A 16,524-nucleotide genomic window follows, 5' to 3' on the forward strand; every position below is an offset into this window, starting at 1 on the left:
CGCTTTCCAGTTCCTCGCTTTCGCGTTTCCCTTTCCGGCGATTCCAACTTTACCAGACTCTTTTTCGTTCCGTTTCCGGTCCGAATTTGATTCCGATGGCCTGTGGACTGGCCTTTACCTTTCGGCGGATCCGACTTTATCAGAGATTCTGAGTCGGAATTCCCCGCCCCGCACGGTGCGCTCCCCGCGCATGGCTGCGCGCGGTGCTTCCCGGTCGGGCGGAGCCGTAAACGTACTGGAGCGGGGCGCCCCGATGCAAATCGAGGCGCCCCGCTCCTGGTCGGTGCCCTTCGGGTCAGACCTCGACGACGACCGGAAGGATCATCGGGCGCCGGCGGTAGGTGTCGGAGACCCACTTGCCCACCGTGCGGCGGACCAGCTGCTGGAGCTGGTGCGGCTCCATCACCCCGTCCTGCGCCGACTTGTTGAGCGCTTCCTCGACCTTGGGCACGACGGCGGTGAACGCACCGTCGTCGATACCCGAGCCGCGGGCCTGGATGTGGGGGCCTCCCACGATCTTGCCCGAGGAGCTGTCGACCACGATGAAGACCGAGATGATCCCCTCGTCACCGAGGATGCGCCGGTCCTTGAGGGACGTCTCCGTGACGTCGCCGACCGAGAGGCCGTCGACGTACACGTAGCCCGCCTGGACCTTGCCGACGATCTTGGCCTTGCCGTCGATGAGGTCGACGACGACGCCGTCCTCGGCGATGACGATGTGGTCCTTGGGTACGCCCGTCAGCGCGCCGAGTTCCGCATTGGCCCTGAGGTGGCGCCATTCGCCGTGGACCGGCATGAGGTTCTTCGGCTTGCAGATGTTGTAGAAGTACAGCAGCTCGCCGGCCGAGGCGTGGCCGGAGACGTGCACCTTGGCGTTGCCCTTGTGGATGACGTTGGCGCCCCAGCGGGTCAGGCCGTTGATCACGCGGTAGACCGCGTTCTCGTTGCCCGGGATCAGGGACGACGCGAGGATCACCGTGTCGCCCGGGACGATCCGGATCTGGTGGTCGCGGTTGGCCATCCGGGACAGGGCGGCCATCGGCTCGCCCTGCGAGCCCGTGCAGACCAGCACGACCTCGTCGTCGGGCAGGTCGTCCAGCGTCTTGACGTCGACGACCAGGCCGGCGGGGACCTTCAGATAGCCCAGATCACGGGCGATGCCCATGTTGCGGACCATCGAGCGTCCGACGAACGCGACGCGGCGGCCGTATTCGTGGGCGGCGTCCAGGATCTGCTGGATGCGGTGGACGTGGCTGGCGAAGCTGGCCACGATGATGCGCTTCTGGGCATTCGCGAACACCGTGCGCAGGACGTTCGAGATGTCCCGCTCCGGCGGCACGAAGCCGGGGACCTCGGCGTTCGTCGAGTCGGAGAGAAGAAGGTCGATGCCCTCCTCGCTCAGCCGGGCGAAGGCGTGCAGGTCGGTGAGACGGCCGTCCAGCGGGAGCTGGTCCATCTTGAAGTCACCGGTCACGACGGCCATACCCGCAGGGGTGCGGATGGCGACCGCGAGGGCGTCCGGGATGGAGTGGTTGACCGCGATGAACTCGCAGTCGAAGATGCCGATGCGCTCACGCTGTCCCTCGGTCACCTCGAGGGTGTAGGGACGGATCCGGTGCTCCTGGAGCTTGGCCTCGATGAGCGCGAGGGTCAGCTTGGAGCCGATGAGCGGGATGTCCGGCTTCAGACGGAGCAGGTACGGGACGGCACCGATGTGGTCCTCGTGGCCGTGCGTGAGGACGATGCCCTCGACGTCGTCCAGGCGGTCCCTGATGGTGGTGAAGTCCGGCAGGATCAGGTCGATGCCCGGCTGCTCCTCCTCGGGGAAGAGGACACCGCAGTCGACGATGAGCAGGCGTCCGCCGTACTCGAAGACCGTCATGTTGCGGCCGATTTCGCCCAGGCCGCCGAGCGGGGTGACCCGCAGGCCGCCCTTCGGGAGCTTCGGCGGGGTACCGAGTTCAGGATGCGGATGACTCAAAAGACTCTCCTTACCACGCGCGCCACGTACCGCTGAGGGCACGTGGCGCGCATGTCATTCGTGCACTTGCTGTTGTCAGGTGGTGTTTCTGTTGCGAGTGACCTCGCGTATTCAGTTGTGAAGTCCGTGGTTACAGCTGTACCCCGCCGGCGGCCAGATCGATCTTGAGCTGGGCCGTCTCCTGTGCGGTGAGTTCCACCAGAGGGAGGCGCAGCGGGCCGGCGGGCAGGCCCTGCAGTGTGAGTGCGGCCTTGGTGGTGATCACACCCTGGGTGCGGAACATCCCGGTGAAGACCGGGAGCAGCTTCTGATGGATCTCGGTGGCCTTCTGTACGTCGCCGCCGAGGTAGGCCTCGATGAGCGCGCGCAGGTCAGGGGTGACGACGTGGCCCACCACGGAGACGATGCCGACGGCACCGACCGAGAGCAGCGGGAGGTTCAGCATGTCGTCACCGGAGTACCAGGCGAGGCCGGACTCGGAAATGGCCCAGCTGGCGCGGCCCAGGTCTCCCTTGGCGTCCTTGTTGGCGACGATACGGGGGTGCTCGGCCAGCCGTACGAGCGTCTCTGTGTCGATCGGCACACCGCTGCGGCCTGGGATGTCGTAGAGCATCACCGGCAGTCCGGTGGAGTCCGCGATGGCGCTGAAGTGACGCAGGAGGCCTTCCTGCGGCGGCTTGTTGTAGTACGGCGTGACGGCGAGGAGGCCGTGGGCGCCGGAGCGCTCTGCGGTGCGGGCCAGCTCGATGCTGTGGCGGGTGTCGTTGGTACCGATGCCGGCGACGACGTGGGCACGGTCCCCCACGGCTTCGAGTACAGCCCTGACGAGCTGGTCTTTCTCCGCGTCGCTGGTGGTCGGGGACTCGCCGGTGGTGCCGTTGACGACCAGGCCGTCATTGCCTGCGTCCACCAGATGGGCGGCGAGCCGCTGGGCGCCGTCGAGGTCGAGTGCGCCGTCCGCCGTGAAGGGCGTGACCATAGCGGTGAGGACCCGCCCGAAGGGGGTCTGCGGAGTGGAGATCGGAGCCATGGGTAACACGCTACTCGTTGCTCGGAGCGCCGTGGTCCCTCGGGGGGACGGGGAAGTGGAGCCCGGCACTGCCTGCTCGGGGGTTCAGGCAGTACCGGGTCCGTTTGATCAGCCTAGATGAACTTCACGAAACGCCGCAATACGGACACCGCCTACGGGGCTACCCGTCCGTTTTTGTTGAAGGCGGCATGAGTGAGCGGCATGAGCTGCTGCCAGTGCTGCTCCATCTGTTCGCCGACCATTTCGATCTCGCGCTGCGGGAAGGACGGGACCTTCGCCAGTTCGTGCTGGGTACGCAGGCCGAGGAAGTGCATCAGCGAGCGGGCGTTGCACGTCGCGTACATCGTGGAGAAGAGCCCCACCGGGAGCACCGCGCGGGCGACCTCGCGGGCGACTCCGGCGGCGAGCATCTCCTGGTAGGCGTCGTACGCCTGGCGGTAGGAGTCCTCCATGACGCGGCTCGTGAGGTCGTGCTGCTCCGGGGTGCCCTCGACGAATTCGTACTTGCCGGGGCGGCCCTGCTGGATGAGCTTGCGGGACTCCCCCGGGACGTAGAAGACCGGCTCGAGCTCCCTGTAGCGGCCCGATTCCTCGTTGTACGACCAGCCCACGCGGTGCCGCATGAACTCGCGGAACACGAAGATCGGGGCACTGATGAAGAAGGTCATCGAGTTGTGCTCGAACGGGCTGCCGTGCCGGTCCCGCATCAGATAGTTGATGAGTCCCTTGGAGCGCTCGGGGTCCTTGGTGACCTCTTCCAGGGACTGCTCACCGGCCGTGGACACACGGGCTGCGAACAGCACGTCGGAGTCACTGGCGGCCGATTTCACCAGGTCAACGGTGACATCGCTTCGGAAGTGAGCTTTCGTGGGCTCGGGGGTGTCGGTCACCGGCGGGGGTCCTTCCAATGGCGTCGCTCGGGCGGCGTCCACTCTACGGGCCCGGCAGGGGGCGCATTATCCGGCGCCTGCCGGGAAGGCGCCCGTCCGAGCGCAGCCGTTCGGGGGACGCGCATCCGTCCGCAGGAATTCTTGGACCCGTTCGGCGATTCGGGGCACCGATCGCCTCTCCCGTACGTCTGACTCTTTAGCAGCACCCGTTACAGAGTTCAAGGAGAGTTACCTCATGTTCCGCCGGCGTGAATCCGTCCCGTTCTCGTTCGTAGCCGAGGCAGACCGGTTCCGCAGTAATGTCACTCCGCCGCCCAGGGAGCGTGCCAGCGTCTCCCAGCTGGCCGGCCGTTCCCTCGTCGGACTGACGGTGCTCGCGGGCCTCGCGGGATCGCTGCTCTTCGGCGTACCCGCCCTCAGTACCGACCAGACGCCCACGCACAGCCAGAAGTCCGAGGCGTCCCAGAATCGCTGAGCCGTACAGGCCCCCTGGGGTGGTCGGCCGGTGGGGTGCTCGGTAGCCTCACCGGGCACAGCAATCGAGCGTGCTTGTGAGTGAGGATCAGTCGTGCCCCTGCCCTTTCTGACGGCCGACCGCGCATTCGACGCGGGCGCAGAGGACATCGCGCTGCCGTTCGACGACCACGACAGCTGGCGGCGGCCCTACCGTCCCGGCCCGTGGCGGGTCGCAGCCGCGGCCACCGTGCTGCTGCTCGCGTCCTTCGTACTGCTCGCGGCGATGATCATCTCGTTGGCCGGATCGATCTCCGCCGCCGGCGCGTGTTTCGTGCTCGCCGGCCTGTTGATCACCTGCGCGCTGCGGCTGCTGCGGGTCGGCGCCTGGGTCAGCCGGCACGGTGTGCGCCGGGTGGGCTTCTTCCTGACGACGATGGTGCCGTGGGACCAGGCCGCGTCGGTCCGCACGGTCCAGCAGCCGGTGCGGTGGCTGGGATTCCCGCGGACCGTCCAGGGCCAGGCCCTCGTCGTGGTGCGCCGGGGCGGTGAGGCACTGCCGCCGCTGGTCACGGACCACAACGCGGACTTCCTGGCCCGTGGCGAGGCGTTCGAGCGTGCCACCGACACCATCGAGGCCTGGGGCGACGAGTACCGCACGGACTGATCTGACCGCACTGCCGGGGTCGCAGACCCCGCCGACAAGCCGGTACGGCGCCGCTCAGGCGCGTACCGGCTTGTTCGCGTGCAGGGCGATGGCGCGCTGCATCGCCTTACGGGCCCGAGGAGTGTCCCTGGCGTCCTGGTAGGCGACGGCCAGCCGGAACCAGCAGCGCCAGTCGTCCGGGCTGTCCTCGGTCTCCTCGCGGCGCTGTGTGAACACGGCATCGGCGGAGTCCCGGTCGATACGCCCGGACGGGGTGCGCAGCAGCTCGTCGACGGGGAGGCCGCCCTCCGCGTCCAGTTCCGCCGCGAGGGCGTTGGCCCTGCGGACGAACTGGGTGTTCTTCCAGAGGAACCAGATCCCGATCACCGGCAGGATCAGTACCGCCACGCCGAAGGTGACCGTGAGCAGCGTGCCGTGCCGGATGAGCAGGACGCCGCGGCTGCCGGCCAGGACGAAGTAGAAGACCAGGACGGCAGCGGTGACGGCGTACGTGAGCTTTGCGCGCATGGGGTTGGGCCCAGTCAGTTCAGGTCGAGGAAGTGTTCCAGGCCGAAGGTGAGGCCGGGAGTGGTCACCACGCGGCGGGTACCGAGCAGGATGCCCGGCATGAAGCTGCTGTGGTGCAGCGAGTCGTGGCGGAGGGTGAGGGTCTCGCCCTCGCCGCCCAGCAGAACCTCCTGGTGGGCGAGGAGGCCGCGGAGCCGGACCGAGTGGACCGGGACTCCGTCGACGTCCGCGCCGCGGGCGCCGTCCAGTGCCGTGGCGGTGGCGTCCGGCTGCGGGGCGCAGCCGGCCGTCCGCCGGGCCTCGGCGATGAGCTGGGCGGTGCGGGTGGCGGTGCCGGAGGGGGCGTCCGCCTTGTTGGGGTGGTGCAGCTCGATGACCTCGACCGACTCGAAGTAGCGGGCGGCCTGTGCCGCGAACTTCATGGTGAGGACCGCGCCGATGGAGAAGTTCGGCGCGATGAGCACACCGGTCTCCGGCGAGCCGGAGAGCCAGGTGTTCAGCTGCGCGAGCCGTTCGTCGGTCCAGCCCGTGGTACCGACGACCGCGTGGATCCCGTGCCGGACACAGAAGTCGAGGTTGTCCATCACCGACGCGGGGGTGGTGAGCTCGACGACGGCCTGTGCGCCGGTTTCCGTGAGGGTCTCCAGCTTGTCGCCGCGGCCGAGTGCGGCCACCAGCTCCATGTCGTCGGCGGCCTCGACGGCTCGCACCGCCTCGGACCCGATGCGTCCCTGGGCGCCGAGAACGGCCACGCGCAGCTTGCTCATGTGCTCTGCTTCCTTGACTGAGGGGTGGAGAAACCGGGTCAGGAGACCGTTTCGTGGAGGCGGTCCGCCTGCTTGTCCTTGAGCGGCCCGATGACCGACAGCGAGGGACGGTGTCCGAGGACATCGGCCGCCACCGCACGGACCTCGTCGGGGGTGACCGCCGCGATCTTCGCCAGCATGTCGTCGACCGACATCTGCTCGCCCCAGCACAGCTCGCTCTTGCCGATGCGGTTCATCAGTGCACCGGTGTCCTCCAGGCCGAGGACGGTCGAGCCTGCGAGCTGGCCGACGGCACGGCTGATCTCCTCGTCACCGAGGCCGTCCGTGGCCGCACGGTCGAGCTCGTCGCGGCAGATCTTGAGGACGTCGTGCACCTGGCTGGGCCGGCAGCCCGCGTACACGCCGAAGAGGCCGCAGTCGGCGAAGCCCGAGGTGTACGAGTACACGCTGTAGGCGAGGCCGCGCTTCTCCCGTACCTCCTGGAAGAGGCGCGAGCTCATGCCTCCGCCGAGTGCGGTGTTCAGGACGCCGAGCGCCCAGCGGCGCTCGTCGGTCCTGGCCAGGCCGGGCATGCCGAGGACGACGTGCGCCTGCTCGGTCTTGCGGTTGAGCAGCTCGACCCTGCCCGCGGTACGCAGCGTGCGGGATCCCTCGCGCGGCGTCCTGGGGACGGCGTCGGTGCTGGTCAGAGCACCCGCGCGCTCGAAAGCCCGGCGGACCTGGCGTACGACCGTGGCGTGGTCGACGTTGCCCGCGGCGGCGACGACGAGGTTCGTGGGGTCGTAGTGCTTCTTGTAGAAGCGGGCGATCTGGCCGCGGTTCAGCGCGTTGATCGTGTCGACCGTGCCGAGGACCGGACGGCCGAGGGGGGTGTCGCCGAGCATGGTGTGCGCGAACAGGTCGTGCACGCAGTCGCCCGGGTCGTCCTCCGTCATGGCGATCTCCTCGAGGACGACGCCGCGCTCGGCGTCGACGTCCTCGTGGGCGATCAGCGATCCGGTCAGCATGTCGCAGACGACATCGATGGCCAGGGGCAGGTCGGTGTCAAGGACCCGCGCGTAGTAGCAGGTGTACTCCTTCGCCGTGAAGGCGTTCATCTCTCCGCCGACCGCGTCGATCGCGGAGGAGATGTCGAGGGCGCTGCGCTTGGCGGTGCCCTTGAAGAGGAGGTGCTCGAGGTAGTGCGTCGCGCCGTTCAGGGTGGGTGTCTCGTCGCGTGATCCGACGTTGGCCCAGATCCCGAAGGTGGCGGAGCGGACGGAGGGCAGGGTCTCGGTGACGATCCTGAGGCCGCCGGGGAGGACCGTGCGGCGGACCGTGCCGATGCCGTTGCTGCCCTTGAGAAGCGTTTGGGTACGGGCGACGGCCCGCGCCTCCGAGGAGGTGCGGGCCGTCGTCACGGAACTACGGGACGTCACTTGTCGGTGTCGTCCTTCTTCTCGTCCTCTTCACCCTCGATGACGGGGATGAGGGAGAGCTTGCCGCGGGAGTCGATCTCCGCGATCTCGACCTGGACCTTGGCGCCGACGCCGAGCACGTCCTCGACGTTCTCCACGCGCTTGCCACCGGCGAGCTTGCGGATCTGCGAGATGTGCAGCAGACCGTCCTTGCCGGGCATCAGGGAGACGAACGCACCGAAGGTGGTGGTCTTGACGACCGTACCCAGGTAGCGCTCGCCGACCTCCGGCATGGTCGGGTTGGCGATCGCGTTGATCGTGGCGCGGGCGGCCTCGGCCTGCGAGCCCTGCTGGGCACCGATGTAGATGGTGCCGTCGTCCTCGATCGTGATGTCGGCGCCGGTGTCCTCCTGGATCTGGTTGATCATCTTGCCCTTGGGGCCGATGACCTCACCGATCTTGTCCACCGGGATCTTGACGGTGATGATCCGCGGGGCGTTCGGGGACATCTCGTCCGGGACGTCGATGGCCTCGTTCATGACGTCCAGGATGTGCAGACGCGCGTCACGGGCCTGCTTCAGCGCGGCGGCCAGGACCGAGGCGGGGATGCCGTCGAGCTTGGTGTCGAGCTGGAGCGCGGTCACGAACTGCTTCGTACCGGCGACCTTGAAGTCCATGTCGCCGAAGGCGTCCTCCGCACCGAGGATGTCGGTGAGGGCGACGTAGTGGGTCTTGCCGTCGATCTCCTGCGAGATCAGGCCCATGGCGATACCGGCGACGGCGGCCTTGAGGGGCACACCGGCGTTCAGCAGGGACATGGTGGAGGCGCAGACCGAGCCCATGGACGTCGAGCCGTTGGAGCCCAGCGCCTCGGAGACCTGGCGGATCGCGTAGGGGAAGTCCTCGCGCGACGGCAGCACCGGCACGATGGCGCGCTCGGCGAGCGCTCCGTGGCCGATCTCGCGGCGCTTGGGCGAGCCCACGCGGCCGGTCTCGCCGACGGAGTACGGCGGGAAGTTGTAGTTGTGCATGTAGCGCTTGCGGGTCACCGGGGAAAGGGTGTCCAGCTGCTGCTCCATACGGAGCATGTTGAGGGTGGTGACGCCCAGGATCTGGGTCTCGCCACGCTCGAACAGCGCCGAGCCGTGCACGCGCGGGATGGCCTCGACCTCGGCGGCGAGCGTACGGATGTCCGTGACGCCACGGCCGTCGATGCGGACCTTGTCCTTGATGACGCGCTCGCGGACCAGCTTCTTGGTCAGCGCGCGGTAGGCACCGGAGATCTCCTTCTCGCGGCCCTCGAAGGCCGGGAGGAGCTTCTCGCCCGCGATCTCCTTGATGCGGTCCAGCTCCGCCTCGCGCTCCTGCTTGCCGGCAATGGTGAGCGCCTTGGCGAGCTCGGTGCTGACGGCCTTGGTGAGCGCCTCCAGGACGTCGTCCTGGTAGTCGAGGAAGACCGGGAACTCACCGGTGGGCTTGGCAGCCTTGGCGGCGAGGTCGGACTGGGCCTTGCAGAGCGCCTTGATGAAGGGCTTCGCGGCTTCCAGACCGGCGGCGACGACCTCTTCGGTCGGGGCCTCGGCACCGTCCTGGACGAGCTGGATGGTCTTCTCGGTGGCCTCGGCCTCGACCATCATGATCGCGACGTCGCCGTCCTCGAGGACGCGACCGGCGACGACCATGTCGAAGACGGCGTCCTCGAGCTCGGTGTGCGTCGGGAACGCGACCCACTGGCCCTTGATCAGGGCGACGCGGGTGGCGCCGATCGGGCCGGAGAAGGGCAGGCCCGCCAGGATCGTGGAAGCGGAGGCGGCGTTGATCGCGACCACGTCGTACAGGTGGTCGGGGTTGAGCGCCATGATCGTCTCGACGATCTGGATCTCGTTGCGCAGGCCCTTCTTGAAGGAGGGGCGCAGCGGGCGGTCGATCAGACGGCAGGTGAGGATCGCGTCCTCGGAGGGGCGGCCCTCCCGGCGGAAGAAGGAGCCGGGGATCTTGCCGGCGGCGTACTGCCGCTCCTCGACGTCCACCGTGAGGGGGAAGAAGTCGAGGTTGTCCTTGGGCCGCTTGGAAGCGGTGGTGGCCGACAGCACCATGGTGTCGTCGTCCAGGTACGCGACGGCGGAGCCGGCGGCCTGCTTGGCGAGGCGGCCCGTCTCGAAGCGGATGGTGCGGGTGCCGAAGGTTCCGTTATCGATAACGGCCTCGGCGTAGTGGGTCTCGTTCTCCACTAGTGATTTCTCCATACTCGTCGTCTTTCGTCCTGGCGCCCGTGTGGCGGAGGACGGTGCGGAGAGGCGCACCTTGTGTGCGGGGCCGGTCTTCGATCGAAGCTCCCGGGCGTTGTCCCGGGGGCCACTACCGAGGACCGGCGGCGGCCGTAGGGCGCCTCTCCTCGTTCAGTTGTCGTGCGTCCAGGTTACTGAGCCTGACCCCGGTCACGCACGTACAGCAAAGGGAGCGGCCCCCTGGAATCGGGGAACCGCTCCCTCCCACAACGTCTTACTTGGCGCCGCCGGCCGCGCCACGGCGGATGCCGAGGCGGTCGACGAGCGCACGGAAGCGCTGGATGTCCTTCTTGGCCAGGTACTGAAGGAGGCGGCGACGCTGGCCGACCAGGATCAGCAGACCACGACGGGAGTGGTGGTCGTGCTTGTGCGTCTTGAGGTGCTCCGTCAGGTCCGAGATCCGGCGGGAGAGCATGGCGACCTGGACCTCGGGGGATCCGGTGTCACCCTCCTTCTGGGCGAACTCGGACATGATCTGCTTCTTCGTAGCGGCGTCGAGCGGCACGCGTACTCCTCTTGATGTTCGATGCGCCCACGAGTGCCCCTGGTCTTGATCTCAGGGGAGCTTCCATGACTCGGAGGCGAAGGTCCGATGAGCGCAGCCCCCAGGATGATCCGGGGACGCGTACACAAACGGCCACTGGTCAGAGTACCAGCCGTTCGGCGCGCCCCCGGACGGGTGTCAGCTGGTGAGTGCGCGGATCGAGTGGTAGACCTCGAAAACGGCGAGGCACAGGGGCAGCAGGGTCAGGAGCACGCACGCCTCGGCGATCTCCAGGAAGCGGCCCCAGAAGGGGGTGACGCCCTTGCGCGGCACGATCAGGCCTATGGCGGTGATCAGCGCGGCGACACCGGCGACCGCCGCGGTGAGCCAGATCGTACGGATGTCGAGCCCCCCGCTGTCGCCCTTGAACGCCTCGCGGATCAGTGCGACGGGCGGGTTGAGCGACAGTCCGAGGCCGAGGAGCACGAGTGCGGCGAGGCCCGCTCCCAGGGCGCAGCCGACCTGGGCGGTGTAGCGAAAGAGGTGGGCGCGCATCAGCATCGCGATGCCGGTGGCGAGCGCCAGCAGCTGGCCCCAGATGCTGTCCGAGAAGCCGAGCACCGCCGCGGCTCCCACGGCCACCAGCGCGCATCCGCCGACCAGACCGACGAGCAGTTCATGGCCGCGCCGCGCCTGGGCGGCGATGCGGTCGGCGTCGACCGGGCCCTGCGGCGCCGGGTCGGACGCCCCGTAGTCACCCGTGGTGGTGCGGGGCGGCTCGAAGCCGATCGGGAGACGGGCGAAGCGGGTGGAGAGTCCGGGCAGGAAGGCGAGGAGCCCCACGGAGAGGGGGGCGCACACGGCCGCGGTCTCGGCCGGCTCCATGCCGGTCATGATCGCGATGAAGGTCACCAGCAGGCCGATGGCCGAGGCGAACACGAACGCGACGAACGTGCCGTCGCCCTCGGGGGCGGCGATCATGAGGATCACCGACGCCACCAGTACGGCGGCGCAGGCGAGCAGGAACTGGAGCCTGCCGATGCCCTGGCCGTCGCTGAGCGGCAGGAGCCCGGCTCCGGCGACCGCGGCGTTGGTGAGCACGCCGATCCCCAGCGAGATGGACGAACCGCGGTCCGCGTACACACGCGCGCGCACACAGGCCAGCGCGAGGAGGAGCAGGGCGGTGACGCCGGCCAGGATGCCCGGCAGGCCGTGCATGTCGTGCCGGATGTCGGAGGTCCACAGCACGAAGCCGAGCAGGACCAGCAGGACCGATCCGCCGAAGAGGCCGGCCGAGCGCATGAGGCTGTCGCCCCAGAGGGTGCGGTCGCGGGCGACGGCGGTGGCGACGGCGTCGGAGACGTCGTCGAAGACCGCGGGGGGCAGCGACTCCGAGAAGGGCCGCAGGGACAGCAGCTCGCCGTCGAGGATGCGCTGGCCCGCCAGCGTGCGTCCGCTGTCGAGGACGGTGCCGTCACGGCGCACCAGGTGGTAGCCGACCGGTGCGCCCGGGGTGGGGCTCTGACCCGACAGCCGGAGGATCTCCGGGTAGAGGTCGGCGACGGGGATGTCCTCGGGCAGCGCCACGTCAACGCGGCCGTCGGGCGCGACGACCGTGATCCGGCAGAAGCCGGTTCCGTTGCCGGCCGGAACTCCGGGACCCGGTCGGCCGGATCCGGTAGCCGCCGTTTGGGCCGTCATAGTCACGTGCTGCTCCCCCTCATGGTTCTCCTGGATCTCCCGAAATACGCACCCCTGGATCATGGGCTCCGCCTGCGTCCCGAATGACCCATTTTTTTGCGGTAGTTAGCGGATGCGTACACGCGTCGCGACACCCTACCGCCCTGGGCTCATCGGGTACGCCAGTAGGATCCTCCCGCGGACGGAACCCGTCGCCACGGGGGCGCCGATAGGAACAGTTCCGTCCGGCAAGGGAATTGGTGAGCTGTGAGCCAGATCGTCGTCAAGCGCCCACCGCGGGCCCTCCCCTCCGAAGTTCCGGGCGAGCAGGTGCACTTGCAACCTCCGCCCGAGTTGCCTCGCGGGCAGCAGGAGGGGGTGATGATGCAGCTGCTGCCGATGCTCGGTATGGGTGGTTCCGTCGTCTTCTTCTTCATGACGCCGAACCCGATCATGCGGATCATGGGCATGATCATGATCGCGTCGACGATCGCCATGGCGATTGCGATGATCATTCGCTTCCGGCGCGGCACCCAGGGTCAGCTCGCGGACATGCGGCGCGACTATCTGAAGTACCTGACGCAGACGAGGCGCGTCGTACTGAAGACCGCCCGAGAGCAGCGGGACGCGCAGTTCTACCTCCACCCGTCCCCGGAGCAGCTGTGGGCGCTCGTCGCCGAGGGCAGCCGGGTGTGGGAGCGCCGTATCGGGGACGCGGACTTCGCGCACGTACGCATCGGCCTGGGCAGCCAGGAACTCGCCACGCCGCTCGTCGCACCCGACACCGCGCCGGTCGATGAACTGGAGCCGCTGACCGCCGGGGCGATGCAGCAGTTCCTGACGACCCACAGCACGCTGGACGGCCTGCCGATGGCGGTCTCGCTCCGTGCCTTCTACCACCTGACGATCAGCGGCGAGGCGGAATCCGCGCGTGCCGCGGCCCGCGCGATGGTCGGGTCGCTCGCCTCGCTGCACTCCCCCGAGGACCTGATCATCGCCGTCGCGACCGGCCGGGGCGCCGCTCCGCGCTGGGAGTGGGCGAAGTGGCTCCCGCACGTCCAGGTACAGGGCTCCGTCGACGGAGCCGGCAGCCGTCGCCTGCTCACCACCAGTGTTGCCGAGCTGGAGGAGATGCTCGCGGGCCGTTTCGACGGCCGGCCCCGGTTCCAGCCGGGTGGTCAGCCGCTCCTCGACCAACCGCACGTCGTCGTCGTGCTCGACGGCGAGTCCGTACCGGCGACGTCCGCGCTCGCATCGGCCGAGGGCCTTCAGGGCGTGACGGTCGTCGAGATCGTCACGGGCCAGGTCAACGGGGCGCGCGGCGGCCTCTCCATCGTGGTGGATCCCCACTCGCTGCAGCTGGAGTCGGGGCACGGCCTGGTGTACGACGGCCTTCCCGACCTGCTGAGCCACGAGGCCGCGGAGGCACTGGCACGGCAGCTGGCCCCGCTCCACGTGGCCTCGGGCGGGGACGACGACGAACCGCTGCTCGCCAACCTGGAGTTCACCGATCTGCTGAATCTCGGTGACGCCGCGTCGGTCGACGTGAGCCGGACCTGGCGGGCCCGCTCGCAGGCGGAGCGGCTCCGCGTCCCGATCGGCGTGGGCGAGGACGGCGCCCCGGTGATGCTGGACCTCAAGGAGGCGGCGCAGGAGGGCATGGGGCCGCACGGCCTGTGTGTCGGCGCCACCGGTTCCGGCAAGTCCGAGCTGCTCCGTACGCTCGTACTGGGTCTTGCCGTCACCCACACCTCGGAGACGCTGAACTTCGTCCTCGCGGACTTCAAGGGTGGCGCCACCTTCGCCGGTATGGCGCAGATGCCCCACGTCGCAGCGGTGATCACCAACCTCGCGGACGACCTGACGCTGGTGGACCGCATGGGCGACTCCATCAGCGGGGAGCTCAACCGCCGCCAGGAGATGCTGCGCGACGCGGGCAACTACGCCAACATCCACGACTACGAGAAGGCGCGGGCCGCGGGTGCCCCGCTGCAGCCCATCCCCTCCCTCGTCCTGGTCATCGACGAGTTCAGCGAACTGCTGACCGCGAAGCCGGACTTCATCGAGATGTTCGTGCAGATCGGACGCATCGGACGTTCGCTGGGCGTCCATCTGCTGCTGGCCTCGCAGCGCCTCGAGGAGGGGCGGCTGCGCGGCCTGGAGACCTATCTGTCGTACCGGATCGGTCTGCGTACGTTCTCCGCGGGCGAGTCCCGGGCCGCGCTGGGCGTCCCCGACGCCTACCACCTGCCCAACGTCCCCGGTTCCGGCTATCTGAAGTACGGCACGGACGAGATGGTGCGCTTCAAGGCGGCGTACGTCTCCGGGGTGTACCGCTCGGGCGCCCAGCCGGCCGCGTCCTCCGGCCCTCTGCCGGTGGACCGCAGGCCGGTGGTGTTCACCGCGGCTCCGGTGCCGGTGCGCTACGTACAGCCGACGGCGCAGGCGTCCGTACCGGATGCGCGCAAGGCCGAGGACGACGCGCTCGCCGACACCGTGCTCGATGTGATCGTGCGCCGGCTGGAGGGCCGGGGAGCGTCCGCGCACCAGGTGTGGCTGCCTCCGCTGGACAACCCGCCGTCGCTGGACGAGCTCCTGCCGGGGCTCTCCCCGGTCGAGGGCCGTGGGCTGACCCAGCCCGGCTTCGAAGGCTCGGGGCGCCTCGTCGTCCCGCTGGGCGTGGTCGACAAGCCGTACGAGCAGCGGCGCGACACCCTCTACCGGGACTTCTCCGGTGCCGCGGGCCACATGCAGATCACGGGCGGCCCGCAGTCGGGCAAGTCCACGCTGCTGCGCACGCTCATCGCGGGCTTCGCCCTCACCCACACTCCGCAGGAGGTCCAGTTCTACGGGCTCGACTTCGGTGGCGGCGGCCTGGCCTCGGTCTCCGGTCTCCCGCATGTCGGAGGGATCGCGTCCCGGCTCGACCCCGAACGGGTGCGTCGTACGGTCTCCGAGGTGTACGGGATCATGGCGCGCCGCGAGGAGTACTTCCGCAGCGCGGGCATCGACTCGATCGCCACGTTCCGCAGGCTGCGGGCGCGCGGTGAGATCTCGGCCACGGACCAGCCGTGGGGCGACGTCTTCCTGCTCATCGACGGCTGGGGCAACTTCCGTACGGACTACGAGGGCCTGGAGTCGGCTGCCGTCGACATCGCGCAGCGCGGGCTCGGCTACGGCATCCACCTGATCGTCACGGCGTCGCGTTCCATGGAGGTCCGGGCCAACCTGAAGGACCACCTGATGAACCGGCTCGAACTGCGGCTCGGTGACGTCATGGACTCCGAACTGGACCGCAAGGCCGCGGTCAACGTGCCCGCCGGTGTCCCCGGACGTGGCCTCACGCCGGAGAAGCTCCACTTCATGGCGGCGGTACCGCGGATCGACGGCATCAACTCGGACAGCGACCTCTCCGAGGCCACGGCGGCGATGAACCAGGAGGTCGCCCGGCACTGGACCGCGGCGCCCGCCCCCGCGGTCCGTCTGCTGCCCCGCGAACTCCCGGTCCGCGAACTGCCCGCGGGCTACGCGCAGCCGGACCGCGGCATCGCGTTCGGCATCGACGAGAACAACCTGGAGCCGGTCTTCCTCGACTTCGAGCGCGACCCGTTCTTCCTGGTGTTCGGCGAGAGCGAGTCCGGCAAGTCGAATCTGCTGCGCCTGCTCATCAAGCAGCTCACCGAGAGGTACGAGGGGAACGCCGCCAAGTTCTTCGTCATCGACAACCGGCGAGCGCTCCTGGACGTCACTCCCGCGACGCACCTGGCGGAGTACGTGCCCATGTCCAACAACATGGAGCACCACACGGACGCGCTGTACGACCTGATGAAGCGTCGTACGCCCTCGCCCGAGGTCACCGCCCAGGAGCTGCGCGACCGCAGCTGGTGGAGCGGCCCGACGGTGTACGTGGTCGTCGACGACTACGACCTGGTCTCGACATCCAGCGGCAACCCGCTGGCCGCGCTCACGGAGATGCTGCCGTTCGCCCGTGACGTCGGCGTGCGGTTCATCATCGCCCGCAGTACGGCAGGCGCGGGCCGCGCCCTGTACGAGCCCTTCATGCAGCGCATCCTGGAACTGGGCGCGCAGGGCCTGATGCTGTCGGGCGACCCCATCGAGGGCGACATCCTCGGCAACGTACGACCGCGCCCGATGCCTCCGGGGCGCGGGGTCTTCGTCACCCGCCGACGGGGGAACCCGCTGGTGCAGTCCGGGCTGATGGACGGGGAACGGTAGGACGTGTCGCCGTTTGCGGCGGGGGGGGGGCCCCCGCCCCCGGGGGGGGGCCGCCGGTGGCGGTCGTGGGCGGGGGGGTGTCCCGGGCGGGGGGCCGGGTGCGCGGGGCCCCCGCGGCGATGGATCGCACCGTCGACACCGCCC

General features: G+C 69.0%; 12 protein-coding genes. 3 read left to right on the top strand and 9 right to left on the bottom strand.

Annotated elements, in window-relative coordinates:
- Nucleotides 1–295: 295 nt before the first annotated feature.
- The 3 genes from ACFQ6X_RS34430 to thyX all read right to left on the bottom strand — a co-directional run bounded on the left by ACFQ6X_RS34430 (nucleotide 296) and on the right by thyX (nucleotide 3,901).
- Nucleotides 296–1,981, bottom strand: coding sequence for a ribonuclease J (locus tag ACFQ6X_RS34430; RefSeq protein ID WP_329206795.1), 1,686 nt, complete (start codon nucleotides 1,979–1,981; stop codon nucleotides 296–298).
- A 130-nt stretch (nucleotides 1,982–2,111) separates the two neighbouring features.
- Nucleotides 2,112–3,011 (bottom strand): 4-hydroxy-tetrahydrodipicolinate synthase, encoded by a 900-nt coding sequence (gene dapA, locus ACFQ6X_RS34435; RefSeq protein WP_329206796.1) that lies wholly within the window; start codon nucleotides 3,009–3,011, stop codon nucleotides 2,112–2,114.
- A gap of 152 nt (nucleotides 3,012–3,163) precedes the next feature.
- Nucleotides 3,164–3,901: an FAD-dependent thymidylate synthase gene (thyX, locus tag ACFQ6X_RS34440; protein ID WP_383187718.1), complete on the bottom strand. Its 738-nt coding sequence runs from the start codon at nucleotides 3,899–3,901 to the stop codon at nucleotides 3,164–3,166.
- 235 nt (nucleotides 3,902–4,136) lie between these two features.
- Between thyX and ACFQ6X_RS34445 the strand changes: the two genes are divergently transcribed.
- Both ACFQ6X_RS34445 and ACFQ6X_RS34450 read left to right on the top strand, forming a co-directional pair.
- On the top strand, nucleotides 4,137–4,376 hold the full coding sequence (locus ACFQ6X_RS34445) for a hypothetical protein (protein ID WP_329206799.1): 240 nt from the start codon (nucleotides 4,137–4,139) through the stop codon (nucleotides 4,374–4,376).
- 93 nt (nucleotides 4,377–4,469) lie between these two features.
- Complete coding sequence (locus ACFQ6X_RS34450; RefSeq protein ID WP_383187720.1) at nucleotides 4,470–5,021, top strand: hypothetical protein; 552 nt, start codon at nucleotides 4,470–4,472, stop codon at nucleotides 5,019–5,021.
- 54 nt (nucleotides 5,022–5,075) lie between these two features.
- On the opposite strand, the gene ACFQ6X_RS34455 is transcribed toward ACFQ6X_RS34450, so the two are convergent.
- From ACFQ6X_RS34455 to eccD, 6 genes are all read right to left on the bottom strand, one after another.
- Nucleotides 5,076–5,528 carry a hypothetical protein gene (locus ACFQ6X_RS34455; protein WP_329206801.1) on the bottom strand — a complete coding sequence of 151 codons (453 nt, stop codon included), beginning with the start codon at nucleotides 5,526–5,528 and terminating at the stop codon, nucleotides 5,076–5,078.
- Nucleotides 5,529–5,542: 14 nt separating this feature from the next.
- On the bottom strand, nucleotides 5,543–6,295 hold the full coding sequence (gene dapB / locus ACFQ6X_RS34460; RefSeq protein ID WP_383187723.1) for a 4-hydroxy-tetrahydrodipicolinate reductase: 753 nt from the start codon (nucleotides 6,293–6,295) through the stop codon (nucleotides 5,543–5,545).
- A 38-nt stretch (nucleotides 6,296–6,333) separates the two neighbouring features.
- The gene (locus ACFQ6X_RS34465) at nucleotides 6,334–7,713 is read right to left on the bottom strand and encodes a M16 family metallopeptidase (protein ID WP_383187725.1); all 1,380 of its coding nucleotides are present in this window, start codon (nucleotides 7,711–7,713) and stop codon (nucleotides 6,334–6,336) included.
- Nucleotides 7,710–9,923, bottom strand: coding sequence for a polyribonucleotide nucleotidyltransferase (locus ACFQ6X_RS34470; protein WP_329215023.1), 2,214 nt, complete (start codon nucleotides 9,921–9,923; stop codon nucleotides 7,710–7,712). The genes ACFQ6X_RS34465 and ACFQ6X_RS34470 overlap by 4 nt, the downstream gene beginning before the upstream one ends.
- 271 nt (nucleotides 9,924–10,194) lie before the next feature.
- Nucleotides 10,195–10,485 (bottom strand): 30S ribosomal protein S15, encoded by a 291-nt coding sequence (gene rpsO, locus ACFQ6X_RS34475; RefSeq protein WP_003965855.1) that lies wholly within the window; start codon nucleotides 10,483–10,485, stop codon nucleotides 10,195–10,197.
- Between the two features lie 177 nt (nucleotides 10,486–10,662).
- Nucleotides 10,663–12,165 (bottom strand): type VII secretion integral membrane protein EccD, encoded by a 1,503-nt coding sequence (gene eccD, locus ACFQ6X_RS34480; RefSeq protein ID WP_383187728.1) that lies wholly within the window; start codon nucleotides 12,163–12,165, stop codon nucleotides 10,663–10,665.
- A gap of 246 nt (nucleotides 12,166–12,411) precedes the next feature.
- On the opposite strand from eccD, the gene eccCa reads away from it, so the two are divergent.
- Nucleotides 12,412–16,380 carry a type VII secretion protein EccCa gene (gene eccCa, locus ACFQ6X_RS34485; protein ID WP_383187731.1) on the top strand — a complete coding sequence of 1,323 codons (3,969 nt, stop codon included), beginning with the start codon at nucleotides 12,412–12,414 and terminating at the stop codon, nucleotides 16,378–16,380.
- Nucleotides 16,381–16,524: the final 144 nt, after the last annotated feature.

This window comes from Streptomyces sp. NPDC056452 (assembly GCF_042796085.1).
Classification (GTDB): Bacteria; Actinomycetota; Actinomycetes; order Streptomycetales; family Streptomycetaceae; genus Streptomyces.

Excerpts from the sequence above, each read along its gene's own strand:
- dapB (WP_383187723.1), bottom strand. The coding sequence starts at position 6,295 with ATGAGCAAGCTGCGCGTGGCCGTTCTCGGCGCCCAGGGACGCATCGGG.
- dapA (WP_329206796.1), bottom strand. The coding sequence starts at position 3,011 with ATGGCTCCGATCTCCACTCCGCAGACCCCCTTCGGGCGGGTCCTCACC.
- ACFQ6X_RS34455 (WP_329206801.1), bottom strand. The coding sequence starts at position 5,528 with ATGCGCGCAAAGCTCACGTACGCCGTCACCGCTGCCGTCCTGGTCTTC.
- eccD (WP_383187728.1), bottom strand. The coding sequence starts at position 12,165 with ATGACGGCCCAAACGGCGGCTACCGGATCCGGCCGACCGGGTCCCGGA.
- ACFQ6X_RS34445 (WP_329206799.1), top strand. The coding sequence starts at position 4,137 with ATGTTCCGCCGGCGTGAATCCGTCCCGTTCTCGTTCGTAGCCGAGGCA.